Annotated in this window: 12 protein-coding genes and 3 pseudogenes; 7 read left to right on the forward strand and 8 right to left on the reverse strand. The window is 64.5% G+C overall.

All coding sequences use genetic code 11. From position 1 onward, the window contains the following. Positions 1-59: 59 nt before the first annotated feature. The 4 genes from AAFG16_RS19930 to murI form a co-directional block, all read right to left on the reverse strand. A complete protein-coding gene (locus AAFG16_RS19930) occupies positions 60-827 on the reverse strand; it encodes an acyltransferase (protein WP_342740299.1) in 768 nt (255 codons plus the stop codon). 104 nt (positions 828-931) lie between these two features. Then, complete coding sequence (locus tag AAFG16_RS19935; protein ID WP_342740300.1) at positions 932-1,315, reverse strand: cupin domain-containing protein; 384 nt, start codon at positions 1,313-1,315, stop codon at positions 932-934. Positions 1,316-1,387: 72 nt separating this feature from the next. Continuing rightward, positions 1,388-2,161, reverse strand: a complete 774-nt coding sequence (locus AAFG16_RS19940) for an aldolase/citrate lyase family protein (RefSeq protein WP_342740301.1) — start codon at positions 2,159-2,161, stop codon at positions 1,388-1,390. 60 nt (positions 2,162-2,221) lie between these two features. Then, positions 2,222-3,019 carry a glutamate racemase gene (murI, locus tag AAFG16_RS19945; RefSeq protein ID WP_283085986.1) on the reverse strand — a complete coding sequence of 266 codons (798 nt, stop codon included), beginning with the start codon at positions 3,017-3,019 and terminating at the stop codon, positions 2,222-2,224. A gap of 175 nt (positions 3,020-3,194) precedes the next feature. Between murI and AAFG16_RS19950 the strand changes: the two genes are divergently transcribed. Beyond that, positions 3,195-3,746 carry a cytochrome b gene (locus AAFG16_RS19950; protein WP_342740302.1) on the forward strand — a complete coding sequence of 184 codons (552 nt, stop codon included), beginning with the start codon at positions 3,195-3,197 and terminating at the stop codon, positions 3,744-3,746. 218 nt (positions 3,747-3,964) lie between these two features. After that, on the forward strand, positions 3,965-4,606 hold the full coding sequence (locus AAFG16_RS19955; RefSeq protein WP_342740303.1) for a glutathione S-transferase family protein: 642 nt from the start codon (positions 3,965-3,967) through the stop codon (positions 4,604-4,606). A gap of 7 nt (positions 4,607-4,613) precedes the next feature. On the opposite strand, the gene AAFG16_RS19960 is transcribed toward AAFG16_RS19955, so the two are convergent. Together AAFG16_RS19960 and AAFG16_RS19965 are read right to left on the reverse strand one after the other, a co-directional pair. After that, positions 4,614-5,420, reverse strand: a complete 807-nt coding sequence (locus tag AAFG16_RS19960) for a cyclic nucleotide-binding domain-containing protein (protein WP_283085989.1) — start codon at positions 5,418-5,420, stop codon at positions 4,614-4,616. A gap of 253 nt (positions 5,421-5,673) precedes the next feature. After that, positions 5,674-6,771, reverse strand: a complete 1,098-nt coding sequence (locus tag AAFG16_RS19965) for a preprotein translocase subunit SecD (RefSeq protein WP_342740304.1) — start codon at positions 6,769-6,771, stop codon at positions 5,674-5,676. Between the two features lie 248 nt (positions 6,772-7,019). Between AAFG16_RS19965 and AAFG16_RS19970 the strand changes: the two are divergent. Both AAFG16_RS19970 and AAFG16_RS19975 read left to right on the forward strand, forming a co-directional pair. Next, positions 7,020-8,926: pseudogene (locus tag AAFG16_RS19970) on the forward strand (acyl-CoA synthetase). 76 nt (positions 8,927-9,002) lie between these two features. Beyond that, the gene (locus AAFG16_RS19975) at positions 9,003-10,328 is read left to right on the forward strand and encodes a hypothetical protein (RefSeq protein WP_342740305.1); all 1,326 of its coding nucleotides are present in this window, start codon (positions 9,003-9,005) and stop codon (positions 10,326-10,328) included. 69 nt (positions 10,329-10,397) lie between these two features. On the opposite strand, the gene AAFG16_RS19980 is transcribed toward AAFG16_RS19975, so the two are convergent. Next, positions 10,398-11,765 (reverse strand): extracellular solute-binding protein, encoded by a 1,368-nt coding sequence (locus tag AAFG16_RS19980; protein WP_342740306.1) that lies wholly within the window; start codon positions 11,763-11,765, stop codon positions 10,398-10,400. Positions 11,766-11,982: 217 nt separating this feature from the next. Between AAFG16_RS19980 and AAFG16_RS19985 the strand changes: the two are divergent. The 3 genes and pseudogenes from AAFG16_RS19985 to AAFG16_RS19995 all read left to right on the forward strand — a co-directional run. Continuing rightward, positions 11,983-12,444, forward strand: a pseudogene (locus AAFG16_RS19985) (CHASE3 domain-containing protein); the annotation flags it as partial. 183 nt (positions 12,445-12,627) lie between these two features. Then, positions 12,628-13,836 (forward strand): annotated as a pseudogene (locus AAFG16_RS19990) (ATP-binding protein); the annotation flags it as partial. 289 nt (positions 13,837-14,125) lie between these two features. Continuing rightward, the gene (locus tag AAFG16_RS19995; RefSeq protein WP_342740307.1) at positions 14,126-15,934 is read left to right on the forward strand and encodes a caspase family protein; all 1,809 of its coding nucleotides are present in this window, start codon (positions 14,126-14,128) and stop codon (positions 15,932-15,934) included. A 157-nt stretch (positions 15,935-16,091) separates the two neighbouring features. Here the strand turns inward: AAFG16_RS19995 and AAFG16_RS20000 are convergent, their stop codons facing one another. Continuing rightward, positions 16,092-17,261 carry a M20 aminoacylase family protein gene (locus tag AAFG16_RS20000; protein WP_342740308.1) on the reverse strand — a complete coding sequence of 390 codons (1,170 nt, stop codon included), beginning with the start codon at positions 17,259-17,261 and terminating at the stop codon, positions 16,092-16,094. Positions 17,262-17,401: the final 140 nt, after the last annotated feature.

Below are 17,401 nucleotides of genomic sequence, written 5' to 3' on the forward strand. Positions count from 1 at the left end.
CACCTGAGAATCTCGAGGTTCCGGGTTCGGCTCTACGAGCCGCCCCGGAACGACGGTACTTATATCCCGACCGCCCGGATCGACTTTGGCGCCGCTGCCCCCAATTCGGCAGCGATTTCAGTGTTCAGGACCTGCTCCAGCCGGGTCAGGACCCGGGCGATGGGGGCCGCGTCGGTCACTCGATGATCCCAGCGGATCACGACATGGATGGTCTGGTCGCCCTCGACCGCCCCATAGCTGAGGATGAAGGGGCCCGGCGTGACCGGGTGGAGCTCGCCGCCGCCATAGGCGGCCACCGAGCTCACCGCGAAGCTGCCGAACCAGTTGCCGCGCTGCCGGCCGAAATTGAGGCCGACCGCCCAGCACAGCCGCCGCAGGGGCAGCGGCAGACGGGTGGCGCGCATGACCTTGCGGAACATCGGAACGTCGTCGACCGGGGCGGTCTTGGCGCGCCGGATCTCGGCATCAACCGCCACCAGCGTCATGGCCTCGGGGGCAGCGATCCGCTGCGGCATCACGCATTCCTCGCCGTCCTCGACCCGGGCGATCGCCACCGACGCCACGCTATTGGGCAGCTCGTAGAGCGTCGGCCGGGGCCATTTGGCGTAGACCGTGCGCAGGACCGGCTCGTTCCTGGCGACCAGGGCGAAGGCCTTCACGAACATCGCGGCCCAGCCGGCGGGCGCCATCGCGCCCGTACGCGCCTCCAGCAGCGGGCGGATATTGAGCGAACGGGAGAGCGAGACGAACGGCACGTCCATCGAGGCGTGCATGAGGTCGCAAATCAGGCGGCGCGGCAACGAAATGGTCTTGGGCGTCCCGCGCATCGGCTCTTTCGGTTCCCCTGGATTAAAAAATGTGCAGCGAGCGGGGTCCGCTCGCGGCTGCTGTAGCACGACCCAGCCCACTTGGGGGCGGTCGGTTCGCCGCATCAGGGCGCCGGCGAGGCCAGTGGCTTGGTCTTGTCGACGACGTAAACTCCAAGCACTTTCATGGCCTTATCGCCATGAGTCTTGGCGTCGTGCACGGCCCCTGCCGGGATCTGGTAGGAATCACCAGCTTTCAGGGTTTTCTCCGGCTGACCGTCGATGAGGAGACTTAGCTCGCCTTCGAGCACGTAACCGGTCTCGATTCCCGGATGGGTGTGGCGTCCGGCCGAGCCGCCCGCCGGAACTTCCGCGATGGCGGTGATGGTGTTGTAGCCGTCTGGGAATTCGACCTTCTGGAGTGGGGTGCGCTTGATGCCGGGCTGCTGAGCGAAGGCCGCAAAGGCAAGGCCTGCGAAGGACAGAGCGAGCAAAGTCTTCTTGAGCATGGTTGTTTTTCCTCCCTGGAATGCGCCGACCCTAGCAGCGCGGCGGTTCCCGGCAAGGTGGTAATCGGCTGCTCAGCGCCTGATCCCGTCGAACGCCGCCATGATGCCGCGCTGGAACAGGGACCAATCGAAGCCGAGTGCGATCGCGCGGTAGCCGCGGTCGATCAGCTCGTTGGCCTGGTCGGCACTGCGCGCCACGCCGCCGATCGGCACGCCGCTTCTGAGGATGCCGGCCTCGGCGCGAGCGACCAGCGCCCGCAATTCCGGATCGTCCATCTGCCCGCGCTTGTTGATGGAGGTGGCGAGATCGCCGGGTCCGATCACCGCGACGTCGATGCCTGATGTCGCCATGATCTCGTCGATGCGGTTGACGGCATCGACATGCTCGATGGTGACCATGCAGATCATCTCGTCGTCGGCAGAGGCCATGTAGTCGGGCATCGACTGGCCCCAGCGGAATGGCGCGTGGAACGGACCCCAGAGTCGATCGCCGCGGGGCGGATAGCGCACGCTGCGCACCGCCTTCTCGGCCTCGTCGCGATTGGTGATCATCGGGAAATTGATGCCGAAGGCGCCGATGTCCATCGGTGCCTTCGCAAGCCACGGCTCGTTGGCCGCGATCCGCACCAGGGGCGTGCACGGCGTGCCTGTCGTCGCAGCGATCATCGCATGCGCTTCGGTGAGGCCGATCGGGCCGTGCTCGAGATCGACGATGATCCAGTCGAGCGAGCGCGCCATGATCTGCACCAGTTGCACACTGGGGATGGTCGCGATCGCGCCGAAGGCGGGACGGCCCTCGCGCCACAATTGGCGGAGGCGATTGAGCGGCTTTGATGGGGCTGACATGGCCAGAAACCTGCGAGGGAGCGACGGTGCAACCTAGCAGCGTGCCAGCGCAGCGAAAAGTCAGGCCGGCACGCGACCGCCGAAGAACGGCCTCAGCGCAGGGCCGAGACTATGGGCACGCTTGGACGTGAAAACGATTTCGGCCCCCGATTCGACGAGATCCGAAACGCGCGGGCCCAGCAGATCCGAGACGCGGCGGGCGATTGCCGGAGCCGGATCGATCCAATTCACCGGCCAAGGTGCGAGTTTGATTAACCGGTCGAGCAGCAGCGGATAATGCGTGCAGGCGAGCACGATCGTGTCGGTGCGCCCCGTCACATCCTCGGGTTTTCCCACGAAGCAGGGCTTCAACTCCGCGAAAATGTCGCCGTCGCCGACCGTGTTGCCGCTGAGCGCAGCCTCCGCGAGCGAGGCAAGCTCGGGTGAACCGACCAGGGTCACCTCGCAGCCCTGGCCGTGGTCGCGGATCAGCGCCTGCGTGTATTCGCGTTTGACGGTGGCTTTGGTGCCGAGCACGGAGACGCGTCGGGTTTTCGACTGCGCGCAGGCCGGCTTGATCGCCGGCACCGTACCGACAAAGGGCACGCGATAGGCGGCACGCAAGTGGCCCATGACCGAAACGGACATGGTGTTGCAGGCGATGACGGCGAGGTCAGGATCATGGGTGCCGATCAGCTCCCCCATCAGCGGCACGACGCGGGCGATGATCTCGTCCTCGCTGTGGTGGCCGTAGGGAAAGAAGGCGTCGTCGGCGACGTAGACGTAATGCGCATCCGGGCGCGCGGCCACGACCTCACGGAGCACCGTGAGCCCGCCAAGGCCGGAATCGAACACCAGGATCGTCGGAGAATTGGTCACAGCTTTACCCTAACCCGCCATGGTTACCATTCGGTTTTTGGGGCGGTTTTGCGGCGGGCTGGCCCCGCCGGCAATTTGGAACGATTCAATTTCGCGTTGCCGCATTGCCCCGCTATCAGGCAGCGGTATTGCGCTGCGGATCGGGGGACATATCCGCAAAATCCCGGGGGCTGACATGATCAGAAACACAAAGGCCGGCTGGGGCAGCGTTTCCCGGTGGCTGCACTGGATTCTGGCGCTCGCCATCATCGGCATGATCGGCTTCGGCTGGTGGATGAACCACATCCCGGCGCGTCCGGACCGCTTCTTCTACCGCTCGATCCACGCCGACATGGGCTACGTGATCCTGCTGCTCACGCTGCTGCGCCTGGTCTGGCGCGTCATCAACCCGACGCCGGCACTGCCGGCCGACAGCCAACCCTGGCAGAAGCTCGCCGCCCGCGTCAGCCACGGCGCGCTCTACCTCGCCGTGATCATCGTCATCATGCTCGGCTGGGCGCATTCCGGCGCACACACGCCGGACTATTCGGGCTTCTTCGGCCTGTTTCACGTGCCGCAATTCACCACGCCCGACCGCGCGGCGGCGAACGCCTATGAGGACCGCCACATCCTCTTTGCCTATGTGCTGCTCGCGCTGATCGCGCTTCACATGGTCGCCGCCCTCTGGCACCACTTCATCCGCCGCGACCGCGTGGTGGCGCGGATGGTGGCGGACGAGGCGAGGTAGGAGACGGTCTCGGTGTAGTGGCAATGCGTCCCCATCCGACGCTGTCATGCCCCCGGCTTGACCCGGGCATCCAGTAGGCCGCGGCTTCTCCGTATCCTCGCGCTGCTCTGGAATACTGGATCGCCCGCCTTCGCGGGCGATGACAGTGAGGTTGTGCTGCGCTCCCAATGACGTAGTAAGATGTCACGACTGATCCGACAGTCTCAGGAAGGCCCCCCATGCTCACCGTCCATCATCTCGGCAAGTCGCAGTCCGAGCGCATCGTCTGGCTTTGCGAGGAGCTCGAACTTCCTTACGAGCTGAAGCGCTACACGCGCGATCCCGTCACCATGCTCGCGCCGCCTGATTACAAGGCGCTGCATCCGATCGGGGCGGCGCCGGTCATCACCGACGGTGATCTCGTGCTCGCCGAGTCCGGTGCCATCGTCGATTACATCATGGCAAAGCACGGCAATGGCCATCTCGCGCTTCGTCGTGATGATGCTGACTTCGCGCAGTTCCTGTACTGGTTTCACTTCGCCAACGGCACGCTGCAAGCCGGCATGGGCCGGCTGATGATGCTGAACCGGCTCAAGCTTGCCGAGGACAATCCGATGCTGGCCGCGACAAGGGCGCGCGTCGATCGCGCCTTCGATCTCGTCGATGCGCGCGTGCGTGATGCCGAATATCTGGCGGGCAACACCTTCACCACCGCAGACATCATGATTGGCTTCTCGCTCACCACAATGCGCTACTTCCAGCCTTATGATCTGCAGCGCTGCCCGAACGTGATGAAATATCTCGGACGGGTCAGTGCGCGGCCGGCCTACCGGCGCGCGATGGAGAAGGGCGATCCGGGCATGGCGCTGCTCTTGAGCTGAGCGGCGGTCACGCGATCCTGTTGGTCGTGGCCGCCTGCGCGGTTGCCAGCTGCTTCTGCAGGCGATCGATGTTCTGCAACAGGCGCTGGCTGGTCAGCACCAGGAAATAGTAGCCGAACTGCGGGTCCTGGAAATAGATCTCGAGCAGGCGGTCGTAGGTGATCGTCAGCACCTGGCCGTCCTCGATGCATTCGATCGTTCCCGTGCGCCGGTTATCCGGCGTGAGGAAGCCGAGCTCGCCCATGAGAGCTCCGGGCCCGATCTCGACATTGATCTCCTTGACGAGGAACTTGCCGGTCACGGTGAGGAGCATCTCCTTGGCGGGATCGCCCAGCTTGAACAGCGTGTCGCCGCGGCGATATTTGCGCTCGGTCATGAACGGCTTCAGCCACTCGATCGACATGTCGCCTTCGGCGGCATGACGCGCCTTCTTGACCAGCTTGAGCATCTGCCGCAGGCGCAGCGCGTTGATCGGAAGCAAGAGCAGATACAGCAGGAACGTCGAGACGTTGGCGGAAAGCGCACCGAAAATGGCAAAGAACGCGCAGCCGATCATGTTGGCGACGCGCAAGGGCACCATCGTCCGCATCAAGAGCGTGGCGACGAAGAAGCCGGCGCCAACCGCGGCAAACAGATTGGCGAGCGTAATGTTGTGGACGAAGATCTCCAGCAGGCGGTTGAAGATCGCGTCGTAGGTGACGTTGTTGGGATCGAGGCCCATCTGGACCAAGATCTTCGCGATCCTGAGGTTATCCGTCGCCGCATCGAGGATGCGGTCGAGGATCGACGAAATGTCTGCGCTGCCGGACGGCATGGTACTAACCCCGCGTAAGGCCTTCAGTCCCGGTCGGTATTCGCGACAGCTATAGCCGAGATCGAATGACGACCGCTTGAAATGAAGCCTTCGGTCGCCCTGCCGCAAGAGGCAAATTTTAGCCTGATCGGGCGTTTCGGCAATTGCCCGTTGGTTGGGCGTATTTGAAGTGCTCGTGATTCGGGAGCCGGAACGGGCGCCGGCGTGGTCGATCCTGGGCGCCCGACGAGGCAGGCGCGAGGCGATCTTGGCGTTACGGCTTGGCGGCGGGCTGCAAGACCTGCTGCTCGACCAGGGCAAGATGGCCCGGCAGCGCGCCGGCGCGCAGCAGCATGGCGACGCTGCTCGCTTCCTCCAGCGTGAAATTGCCGGAGATCTGGCCCGAGCCGCCGATGATGGGCTCGCGGATCACGGGGGCGGAGATCACCTTGCCGTCGAGCACGATGGCGAAGGGCTTTCCGATGTTCTCCTCGGTGACGTGTGCGAACCGGCGGGTGCCGCGGCCGTTGAAGCGGAACGAGGCGATCGGGTCCTTCGTGCCGCTGGCAAATCCCGGGCCGGCATAGCTGATGTCGTCGCCGTCAATCGCGCTGTCCTTGGCAACCAGATAGGGGCGCTTGTCCTTGAAACCGAGCAGGACTTCCGCGCCCGCAGGCGGCGTGCCCGATTGCGCCTGCTCTCCCGACATCGAGATGTCGACCATGCGGAAGCTGACCTTGACCTTCGTGGCGAAGATCGCGGTCACGCGCTCCGGTTCCATCATTCCCGGGATGAAGATGCGGATGCGGTCGGTCCCGTCGGGCTGGACGCTCGCGAGTGTGATGTCGGCGTCCTTCAGGCGCTGCTCGATCATGGCGACGGAATCCTCGACCAGCTCGCGCAACCGTGCGGCGGAGGCGGCATCGGTCGGCGTGAGCCTGACCAGCCCGTCGCCGCCGTCAGTCACGGTGAGCGCATGTGATGGCAGTCCCTCAGCGGCCGATGCGAGCTTGCGCTTCAGCTCTTCGCGGCCCTTGGCATCGGCAATCTTCACCTCGACGCCGCCATCGCGGATCGCGAGGCCGGAGAACGCGATCTTGCCCTCGCGCAGGATCTTGTAGACGTCGTCGCGCAAGTCCGTGACTACGTTCTCGCGCAGGCCGTCGGTGTCGACCTTGTAGACGACGCGCGAGCCGCCGAGCTTCTGCATCTTGTCGCCGACGAAGGCGGCGATCCTGGCGCGCATCTTGTCGAACTGGCTGTCCTCGGCGAGCGCCGCGCGGGGGAGGGCGATCGCGGATGCCGTGATCATCGATGTCATGACGAGCGCGGCGAACAGCCGTGCGATGCGATCCCGCGGGGGCATGGTCATGATCACCTCAAGTCTTGCGGCAGGACGCTGACAGGCGAATCCAATGCTTGTTCTTGGTGCTCCGATCGGCAACGGAGGTTCAAACGCCTCGAATCCGGGTGCTACGACCGTAGCCGTCAAGCCATGGACGAACGCCAAATCATCCATCATTCTGTCCGCGCTCGACCGGCCATCGGTCGAGGCTCCGCCTGAACCAAATGTCAAAAGACAGCGGGCGGGGGCATGCATCTGAGGGAGGACGGAATTCCATGGCGGGCATCCACGCGCTCGATCGGTTCATCGGCGACGACTACCCCGACTTTTTCACGGACGCGGAGGTCAGGGCTTTCGAGCAGGTCCCCTATGCCGATCGCGTCGCCGCCGCGAGCACCTATGATGCCGTCAGGCTGGGCGCGGCGCTCAATCCCGACGGTGCGGCGATCCAGTTTCTGCAAAATGCCGATCCGGCCGATACGCCGGTGGTGGTCACGTATCGCGACCTGATCGCACGCGTGACCCAGGCGGCGAACATGTTTCACGCGCTTGGCGTGGGAAAAGACGACGTCGTCAGCTTCATGCTGCCGCTGGTGCCCGATGCGTTCGTGACGCTGCTCGGCGCGGAGGCGGCCGGCATCGCCAATCCGGTCAATCCGCTGCTCGAGCCGCATCAGATCGCGGAAATCCTGGAAGCTGCGAACACCAAGGTCCTGGTGGCGCTCGGGCCGGTGCCGGGCACCGATATCTGGCAGAAGGTGGAGCAGATCCGTCCGCAGCTGAAGCATCTCAAGGCGGTCGTGCAGGTGTTCGGCGGCGGCGATCCCGACAAGGGCATCTTTTCGTTCAACGATCTGATCAAGCAGCAGCCGGCGGACCGGCTTGTCAGCGGGCGCAAGATTTCGGGTGCCGACATCGCCGCCTATTTCCACACCGGCGGCACCACGGGCACGCCAAAACTGGTGCGGCACACCCACGCCAACCAGGTCTATCAGGCCTGGGCGCTCAACCTTCTGCTGAAAGCCAAGCCCGGCGCCAATCTGTTGTTCGGCATGCCGCTGTTTCACGTCGGAGGATCGTTGACACAGGTGCTGCTGATGCTGTCGAGCGGCGGCTCGCTGGTCGTGCTGTCGCCGAGCGGCTGGCGCAATCCGAATTCGGTGAAGAACATCTGGGGGCTGGTCGAGCGGTATAGGCCCGAGGCGCTGTCGAGCGTGCCGACGGTGCTCGCAGCAGCGCTCGGGGTGCCTCCCGGCAATGCCGACATCTCCAGCCTGAAATATGCCGCCGGCGGCGGCTCGGCGATCCCCGTCGCGGTGGGCTCCGCGATCCAGGACAAGCTCAAGCTGCCGGTGGTCGAGGTCTACGGCATGACCGAGACCTCGAGCGTTCACACGCTGGCCTATCCGTCGCGGCCGATCCGGCTCGGCTCGGTCGGCCTTCCCATGCCTTATGCGCGCGTGCGCATCGTGCAGCTAGATGCGGACGGCCGTCTGATCCGCGACTGCAAGCCCGACGAGATCGGCGTTGTCATCATGGCCGGGCCAGGCGTGTTCGGCGGCTATCTCAACGACGAGCACAACAAGGGTGCCTTCGTCGACGAGGTCTGGGTCAATTCCGGCGATCTCGGGCGGCTGGATGCCGGCGGCTATCTCTGGATCACCGGCCGCGCCAAGGATCTCGTGATCCGCGGCGGCCACAACATCGATCCGGCGCCGATCGAGGAGATCATGTTCCGCCATCCCGCCGTCGGCTTTGCCGCGGTGGTCGGGCAGCCCGATGCCTATGCCGGCGAGCTGCCTGTCGGCTACGTGCAATTGAAGCCGGGCACGAGCGTCGAGCCGGGCGAGCTGGAAGCCTGGGTGCGCGAGCGCACGCCGGAGCGCGCCGCCGTTCCGGTGCAGGTCATCCCGATCGATCCGATGCCGGTCACCGGCGTCGGCAAGGTGTTCAAGCCGCAGCTGCGCTGGGATGCGGCGCAGCGCGTGTTCACCAAGGTGCTGACGCTCTCGCTGAGCGCGGCATCGACTGCAAGGTGAAGGTCGGCGCGCACGGCAGCCACGGCTCGATCGCAACCGTGACGCTTGCTGGGCTGCCGGCCGACCAGCGCGAAATCGTCGCCGGCGAGGTGCACACGTTGCTCGCGCCGTTCGTGATGCGGCACGAGGTGGTGCATGCCTAGGTGAGGGCGGGTTGCGGCGAGGCTTGCGCGCCTCGCCGCAAGCGCGCATCATTCCCAAAAAACTTGGGGGAAAACGATGCCTCAATTCTCGCGCCGCCGGCACCTTCAGCAATTGTCGGCCGTGGTCGGAGCCGCCGCGCTGCCTGCATGGCCGAGGTCCGCGTCGGCGTCGGAGGCGGACGTTCCCCAAGAGGGTATCGGCAAGGGCATCAAGCACATCTCCTACAGCGACATCGGCGGGCGGCCCGACAGCGTGCAGGTGATGTTCAACCGCCAGCACGTCTATGTCGGGCACATGTTCAGCGACGGCGTGACCATCCTGGATGCATCCGATCCACGTGCGCTCAAGCCGGTCAACTTCTTCACCGCAGGGCAATACACCCGCACCCACCATCTCCAGGTGGCGGAAGACATGCTGTTGCTTGCGAACGGCGCCAACATCGTTGCGATGCAGTCCTACGACAGCATGCGCGGCTATTTCGAGAACACGCTGGCCGACAGCATCACCAAGGCCAAGAAATTCCGTTCCGGCCTCTCGATCCACGACATCTCGAAGCCGGGCGAGATGCGCGAGATCGCGTTCCTCGAAATGCCGGGCTTCGGCATCAACCGGCTGTGGTGGCCGGGCGGCCGCTATGCCTATGTGTCGGCGCATTTCGACGGCTTCACCGACCACATCCTCTGCATCGTCGATCTCAACACCATCACGAAGCCGGAGATCGTCGCGAAATGGTGGCTGCCGGGCATGAACCGCGCGGGCGGCGAGCCGGCGACGCCGAAGGGCAAGCGCTTTGCGCTGCATCACATGATCACGGCGGGCGATCGCGGCTATGCCGCCTGGCGCGACGGCGGCTTCACCATCCACGACATCAGCGATCCCACCAATCCAAAACTCTTGTCCCACATCAACTGGTCGCCGCCCTTCGCGGGCGGCACGCATACGCCGCTGCCGTTGCCGAAGCGCCAACTCGCGGTCGTCGCGGACGAAGCCAACGCGGACCAATGCGCCAAGGGCCTGTTCCACACCTTCGTGCTCGACGTGCGCGCGCCGCAAAATCCGGTGCCGATCGCGACCTTGCCGACGCCGCGCGATCGCGACTTCTGCAGCAACGGTACCTTCGGCCCGCATAATCTGCACGAGAACCGCCCGGGCTCGTTCCAGAGCGAGGAGACGATCTTCGCGACCTACAACAATGCCGGCGTCAGGGTGTTCGACATCAAGGACGCTTTTTCGCCGAAGGAGATTGCGTATTGGGTGCCGCCGACGCCGAAGAAGCTGGTCGATCCGCGCCCGAACGTCGCGCTCGCAGCCAAGACCTGCGACGCCTATGTCCGGCCCGACGGGATGATGTTCGTCTCCGACTGGAACGCCGGGATGCACGTGCTGCAATATCAGGGATGAACACCGCACAAGGTGGGTTGGCGGCTTTTCTGCCGTGGCCAGTTCTTCCGATTGGACAACGCCTCGCCGCTACCCGCGGATCGCCGCATTGGCCCTTTCGGCTGCGCCTGTCATCGCATCCTTCGCCGATTTCGCACCGTTGACCACTTCATTGACGCCGATCATGAAGGCGTCGAGGATCGGTCTCGATTGCGGATGGAAAAGAATAGCCTTGGCACGATCGACGTCGGCATTCTGCAAGTTGGTCAGCGCCGCCTCGGCGGCTTGCGAGCCGAACGCCTTCTTGAAGCCGTCGCTCGACCAGGCCGACACGCGTGTCGTCGCCAGCCCCGCTGCAGCAGTCTGCAGCGAGGTCGCCTTGCTCGTCGCCCAGATCAGGAACAGGAAAGCCGCCCGTTTGTTTCGTGATTTGGAATTGATGCAGGCCTGCCAGTGCGACATGAAGGGGACGGGTGTGCGACCAGGGACACGCGGAAAGACCGCAAACTGGGCCTGCTTCGCGACGCGACTCCTGGCTGGATTGGAGATGTCGGTCGCGAAATTGCTGCTGTCGATCGCGAGTGCAGCCCGCCCCTGCAGGAAGTCGTCCAGCACGTGGTACCATTCGTAGCTGCCGACGCCGCTGGGTCCGGCCTGGCTGAGCAGCTGTCCGTACATCTCGACGGCCGCGATCGCTTCGGGGCTTGCGAACACGGCCTTGTTGTCCTTGACCATGGCGCCGCCGTAAGAGAACAGGAAGCCCATGGCCGGCGGGGAGGAATTGCCGCTGGCCTGGGCCCGCATGGCGATCCCCGACATCTCGCTGGACTTGAGCGCCTTGGCGGTCACAAGCAGCTCTTCGAATGTCTGCGGAACCGGCAGGTTCTTGGCCGCCAGCGCGTCTCCGTTGATGAACATGGTCATCGCCTCGGAGGTGATCGGTATGGCGTACCGTTCGCCGTCAGACCACAGCGGGAAGGCCCGAGCCGTCTTGAGCAGGTCGCTCTCGTCATACCAGCCGAGATCGGTCAGCGATCTGTTGGAATAATAGCCGTTCAGCGGCTCGAGCCATCCTCCTAAGATGCCCTGGCCATAGGTCGTGAACATGAAGACGTCGGGCGTTGTGCTGCCGCGGGCGAGCCTGATCGCTAAGGCGCCGAGGAATGTGGTTTCGAGTTGGAAATCGATGGTGACGCTGATGCCGGTGAGTCTGGTGAACTCCGGCAGCAGCGGCGTGATCGCATTCGACCAGGGATGGATCGCGCCCGCCAGGGTGATCGTCTGTCCCGCAAACTGCTGCCAATCGATGTTCGCGTTGGCGTACGTCGCAGCGCGATCCTCGGCAAAGCTCCACCGCGGCAGCGCGGCCAGGGCCGGCAAGACTGCGCCCGCCGCCCCCAATCCCCTAACGAAGCTGCGACGGCTGGTCGGCTTTCGACCGCTCTGTGCGTATGTCATGCTGGCTCTCCCTGCGACGGGCAATCATTCGCGACACGCGAGCGAGCCATACCGGTGATGTTGCGGCCCTCGCGCGACGACTGACGGCCAAACCGGTGTAATCTTGGGGACGAGAATGTCGGGTTCGCGACCCACCTAACCATGCTATTATTCTATCATGCTCCGGCGTCGACACCAGAAGACGCGCAGTCACACGGGCACCAAAGACCCAAGGCCAATGTCAGTCCGTGCTCGGGTCCCGTCTTTGCGATGGCTTGCTCGTCCGCTGATCGTGGCGGTCGTGGCGCTTCTGACGCTGTTTGCCGCGACCGCGTTTCTCGGCCTGCAATATCGGCAGGAGCGGCAGGCGGCCCATGACCTGCTCGGGCATAGCCGCCAGGTGCTCGAAACGCTCGATCGCTTGCGCGCGCTCACCGCCGAGCTGGAGACCGAACGGCGCGGGTATCTAATGACCCTCGACCCCACTTATCTCAAAGCCTACGGCGTCTCCGACGAAGGTGTGCGGCGCGAGGCGCAGGCGCTCCAGGCGCTGGTTGCGGACGATCCGTTGCAGAGTCTGCGCGCTCAACATCTGGCGCTGACCGTTTCGGCCAAGCTGCGCGAGATCGACGAGATGGTGAAGACCGCCGGCACATCCGGGCAGGCGGCGCTGGCGATGATCCGCAGCATGGATGAGATCCGCTCGCAAATCGACCAGATGGTGGATCACGAGCGCTTTCGGCTCGCCGACCGGGAGACGCACGCCGAAGCATTCGAGCAACGCTGGATCTGGCTGATCGCCGGCGCCGTCGTCCTCATCGTTGCGCTGGCGGGAGCAGCGTTGGCGCTCGCGCGGCTCGAAGCGAAGCGGCGCAGACAGGCGACCGAGGAGAACATTCAACTCCAAAGCGATCTTGCAGCGCGAGATATCAAGATCCGACGCCTGTTCGATGCCAACATCATCGGCATCATCATCTGGGAGGTCGAGGGGCGCATTCTCGAGGCCAATGATGCATTCCTGCGCATCGTGGGATACGACCGGGATGACCTCACCTCCGGGCGCCTGCATCGGTTCGACCTGACGCCGCCGGACTGGCGCAACCGCGACGTACAAACCGTGGCGGAATTGAAGCGGGTCGGGACGGCCCACCCATTCGAGAAGGAGTATGTGCGGAAGGACGGAAGCCGTGTGCCTGTGCTGATCGGCGGGACGATGCTTGCAGAAGGCGGGGATCAAGGGGTCGGCTTTGTCCTCGATCTGACGGCTCTCAAGCGGGCGGAGGCCGAAGGCCGCGAGCACGAGCGGCGCTACCGTGAAGTCCTGATGGAGCTAGCGCACGCCAGTCGCGTCACCACGATGGGGCAACTCACCGCTTCGATAGCCCATGAAGTCAACCAGCCGATTGGCGCGATCGTGGCGAACGCCGAGGCCGGGTTGAATTGGCTGCAGGCTCAACCGCCAAATCTGGAGCGGGTTCGACAGACGTTCGACTGCATCGCCGGCGACGGCATGCGCGCCGGCGACATCATCGGCCGGATCCGGGCGATGATCAGGAACGCGCCCCCGCAAACGGAGGATATGGAGATCAACCAGGCGGTGCTTGAGGTCATCGCGCTGACACGCAGCGAGGCGTTCAAGCACGAAGTCTCGGTGCGAACGCAGCTTGCCGAAGGCCTGCCGCCTATTCAGGCAGATCGGGTTCAACTTCAGCAAGTGTTGCTCAACCTGATTGTCAACGCGATCGAGGCGATGGCTGCAGTCGGCGAGGGAGGACGCGAGTTGCTGATCAGCACCGAAAGGGATGCATCGAACGGCGTTCACGTCACGTTGCGGGATTCTGGTCCGGGACTGGATCCGAAGAATGTCGAGTCCCTGTTCGATGCCTTCTACACCACCAAGCCAACAGGCATGGGGATGGGCCTCGCCATCTGCCGCTCGATCATCGAGGCGCATGGCGGGCGGATGTGGGCCGGCGCAAACGACCCTCGGGGCGCTGTCTTTCAGTTCACCCTGCCTCTTGCGTCAGACGAGACCAAGTCGCGCCTGTTGGAGGCGGACGAGCCAACGGGCCTGCGCTCTGTGGCCCGCTGACGGGGCCGCGTAACTTATTTTTTTGCGGTTACGCGGCTACGCCGCACGCGCCTTTCGTGATCCGGCCCCTGGTGCAACCGCAGGAAGTGAGGCGGCATCAGAGCTCGGCCCGGCCGGACTGAACGGCGACGCTTCGCCGCACGATCAGCAAGCTGTCCGAACACCTTATGTGACGACTGTCACATAGGGAAGAATTGGCATTCGGGCATACTCCGAATAGTCTCATGGAATTGCATCCGGGGGGACGCAAGTGATTCCGGTTCGGCTATTTGCTTTTGTGATTTTTGCGATGAGCCTTGCCTGCGGATCGGCGCATGCCGACCGGCGGGTCGCGCTCATCATCGGCAATTCCGCTTACAAGAGCGCGCCCAAGCTCGGCAATCCCGTGAACGATGCCGCGCTGGTCGGCGGCATGTTCAAGAAGGCCGGCTTCGATTCCGTCGACGTCAGGCTGGATCTCAGCGCCAGCGAGATGCGGCGCATGTTGCGCGAGTTTGCCGGCAGGACGCGCGATGCGGACATGGCGGTGATCTATTACGCCGGTCACGGCATCGAGCTCGACGGCAACAACTATCTCATTCCGATCGACGCCACACTGGAGACCGATGGCGACGTTCTCGACGAGACCATTCCGGTCGAGCGTGCGCTGTTCGCAGTCGAGCCGGCCAAGCAGCTGCGCTTGATCATCCTGGACGCCTGCCGCGACAACCCATTCGCGAAGACGATGAAGCGCACGCTGGCCTCGCGCGCGATCGGACGCGGCCTCGCCAAGGTCGAGCCGACCAGCCCCAACACCATGATTGCGTTCGCAGCCAAGGCGGGATCGACTGCATCGGACGGCGATGCCAGAAACAGCCCGTTCGCCGCTGCGCTGGTCGAGCACCTGCCGAAGCCCGGACTCGATCTGCGCAAGGCCTTCGGCTTCGTGCGCGACGACGTGCTCAAGGCGACCGGCTACAAGCAGGAGCCTTATGTCTACGGCTCGCTCGGCGGCGACGACGTGCCACTCGTCGTCAGGCCAGCGGCAACCGGTCCCCAGGCCAACCCGCAGGATGCCATTCGCAGGGACTATGAGCTCGCGCTTCAGCTTGCCACGCGTGACGCTTGGGAAGCGTTTCTGGCGGCCTACCCGGACGGGTTCTACGCCAACCTCGCCAAGGGCCAGTTGAACAAGATTGGCGCCGAAGAAACGCGCGTGGCAGCCGAGCAAAAGGCCAGGGCGGCAGAGCAGGAAAAGACAAGGCTCATTGCCGAGCGGGCTCAAAAGGCGGAGCAGGAGAAGGCGGCGGCGACAGCCAAGGCCGCCGAAGAGGCACGGATCGCGGCTGAAAGGAAGAAGGAGATCGAGCAGGCGAAGGCCGAAGCGGCCGAACGCGAGCGCAAGGCGGCGGAGGCGGCGGCTGCGAAAGCGCTGGCCGAGAAGCAGGCGGCAGAGAAGGCCAAGGCCGAACTCGCTGCAAAGCAGGCGGCGGAGAGGGCAGAGCAGGCTGCAAAGCCGGCGGCCGACCGGCAGTTGCCCGAGGTCGAGCAAAAAGTCGCTGCGCTCTCGCCCGGGCCAACATCACAAATGTCTGCGGTCGACCTCACGAAATCCGTGCAAAGCGAATTGCGCCGTGTCGGCTGCCTCACCTCGGCCGCGGAAGGCGAGTGGACCTCCGCCGCGCAGCGTTCGCTGACGCTGTTCAACAAATATGCCGGCACCCAGTTCGACGCGAAGCTTGCCAGCGTCGACGCACTCGATGCGCTGAAGGCGAAGCCGGGACGGGTCTGTCCGTTGGTGTGCAATTTCGGCTTCAAGGCCGACGGCGATCAATGCGTGAAGATCACCTGCCGCGCCGGCTATCGCGTCGGCGACGACAACGAGTGCGAGAAGATCCAGGAGAAGAAACCGGTCGCGACGCGCGAGGATTCGAGGAGGCGGGACGCGGACCGGAAGACAACCGAAGCTGCGCCGTCCAAGCCGGAAGCGAGCGGGCAGATTGTCTGCAATTCGGCAGGCTGTCGTCCGGTGCAGAAAGGATGCAGGCTCGTGGCCGGGGCCACGCCCGGAAGATATAACGCCGCCGTGGGAAGCGGCAATTACGAGGTCTGTAATTGATCGTGCGGAATCGTAGTTCGGATCAGCGGAGCGACCATCCGGGGCCGTACTGAAATCGTGCGAGACGTGTCCCGGGCGTCGCTGCCGACTTCGCTCTTCGAGCTATGGCGGACAAGTCGCTCACCCGGGCTACAAGATTTGCAAAATGCGACGTCAGCTACGCCGGCATCCGTGTCTCGATCATGCGCACCCAGAACGAGGCGCCGTGGCCGAGGATGTTGTCGTTGAAGACATAGGCCGGGTGGTGGCACTCGTTGCCGTCACCCATGCCGACCAGCACCATCGCGCCGGGACGTGCTTCCAGCATGAAGGAGAAGTCCTCGGCGCCCATCATCGGAACGAACTTGTCGTTGACGCGCTCGGTGCCGACGATGTCGCGGGCGACGTCGGCGGCAAGGCCGGCCTCGCGCGCATGGTTCATCGTCACCGGATACATCCGCGTGTATTTCGTCTCGGCCGAGCCGCCATAGGCGCGGGCGACGCTGTCGGCGACCTCGCCGATGCGGCGCTCGACGAGATCACGGACTTCAGGATCGAGTGTGCGCACGGTGCCGGCGAGCTCGGCGACCTCCGGGATGATGTTGAAGGCGGTGCCGGCGTGGAACTGGGTGATCGAGATGACGGCCGATTTAAGCGGGTCGACATTGCGCGAGACGATCGACTGCAGCGCGTTGACGATCTGCGATCCGATCAGGACGCTGTCGACCGATTTGTGCGGGCCGGCGCCGGCATGGCCGCCCTTGCCATTGACGATGATCTGGATGTTGTCGGAGGAGGCGAGCATCGCGCCCGCCGTCGTGGCGAAATGGCCTTCGGGCAGGCCGGGCATGTTGTGCATGCCGTAGACCTCCTCGATGTTCCAGCGCGTCATCAGGCCGTCCTCGACCATGGCCTTGCCGCCGCCACCGCCTTCCTCGGCGGGCTGGAAGATCAGAACCGCGGTACCGTCGAAATTGCGCGTCTCGGCGAGATATTTGGCGGCGCCGAGCAGCATGGCGGTGTGGCCGTCATGGCCGCAGGCGTGCATCTTGCCGGGCACCTTGGAGGCGTAGGGCACGCCCGAGGTTTCCATGATCGGCAGCGCGTCCATGTCGGCGCGCAGGCCAATGGTTCTGCCCGAAGCCGACTTGCGGCCACGGATCACGCCGACCACGCCGGTGCGGCCGATGCCCGTCACCACCTCGTCGCAGCCGAACTCGCGCAGCTTGTCGGCGACGATGCCGGCGGTGCGGTGAACTTCGTAGAGCAACTCCGGGTTCTCGTGGAAGTCATGGCGCCAGGCGGCCATTTCGTCGGAGAGGGCGGCAACGCGGTTGACGATGGGCATGGGGGGAGTCCGTTCCTGTGGTCTTGGCGCCCGGATGAGCGAAGCGGCTTTCTACGCCCGGATTTGGCGGAGGGGGAGGGCGAAACGGCTGGCGGGACGAGGTTTGCCGGGGATGGCGCAGGCGGCGGGCCGATTTGCCA

Origin of the sequence: Bradyrhizobium sp. B117, from assembly GCF_038969555.1 — a bacterium.
In the GTDB taxonomy this organism is placed as follows: Bacteria; Pseudomonadota; Alphaproteobacteria; order Rhizobiales; family Xanthobacteraceae; genus Bradyrhizobium.

Coding starts and splice junctions, on each gene's coding strand:
- AAFG16_RS19930 (WP_342740299.1), bottom strand. CDS start 827: ATGCGCGGGACGCCCAAGACCATTTCGTTGCCGCGCCGCCTGATTTGC.
- AAFG16_RS19935 (WP_342740300.1), bottom strand. CDS start 1,315: ATGCTCAAGAAGACTTTGCTCGCTCTGTCCTTCGCAGGCCTTGCCTTT.
- AAFG16_RS19940 (WP_342740301.1), bottom strand. CDS start 2,161: ATGTCAGCCCCATCAAAGCCGCTCAATCGCCTCCGCCAATTGTGGCGC.
- AAFG16_RS19950 (WP_342740302.1), top strand. CDS start 3,195: ATGATCAGAAACACAAAGGCCGGCTGGGGCAGCGTTTCCCGGTGGCTG.
- AAFG16_RS19955 (WP_342740303.1), top strand. CDS start 3,965: ATGCTCACCGTCCATCATCTCGGCAAGTCGCAGTCCGAGCGCATCGTC.
- AAFG16_RS19960 (WP_283085989.1), bottom strand. CDS start 5,420: ATGCCGTCCGGCAGCGCAGACATTTCGTCGATCCTCGACCGCATCCTC.
- AAFG16_RS19965 (WP_342740304.1), bottom strand. CDS start 6,771: ATGACCATGCCCCCGCGGGATCGCATCGCACGGCTGTTCGCCGCGCTC.
- AAFG16_RS19975 (WP_342740305.1), top strand. CDS start 9,003: ATGCCTCAATTCTCGCGCCGCCGGCACCTTCAGCAATTGTCGGCCGTG.
- AAFG16_RS19980 (WP_342740306.1), bottom strand. CDS start 11,765: ATGACATACGCACAGAGCGGTCGAAAGCCGACCAGCCGTCGCAGCTTC.
- AAFG16_RS19995 (WP_342740307.1), top strand. CDS start 14,126: ATGAGCCTTGCCTGCGGATCGGCGCATGCCGACCGGCGGGTCGCGCTC.
- AAFG16_RS20000 (WP_342740308.1), bottom strand. CDS start 17,261: ATGCCCATCGTCAACCGCGTTGCCGCCCTCTCCGACGAAATGGCCGCC.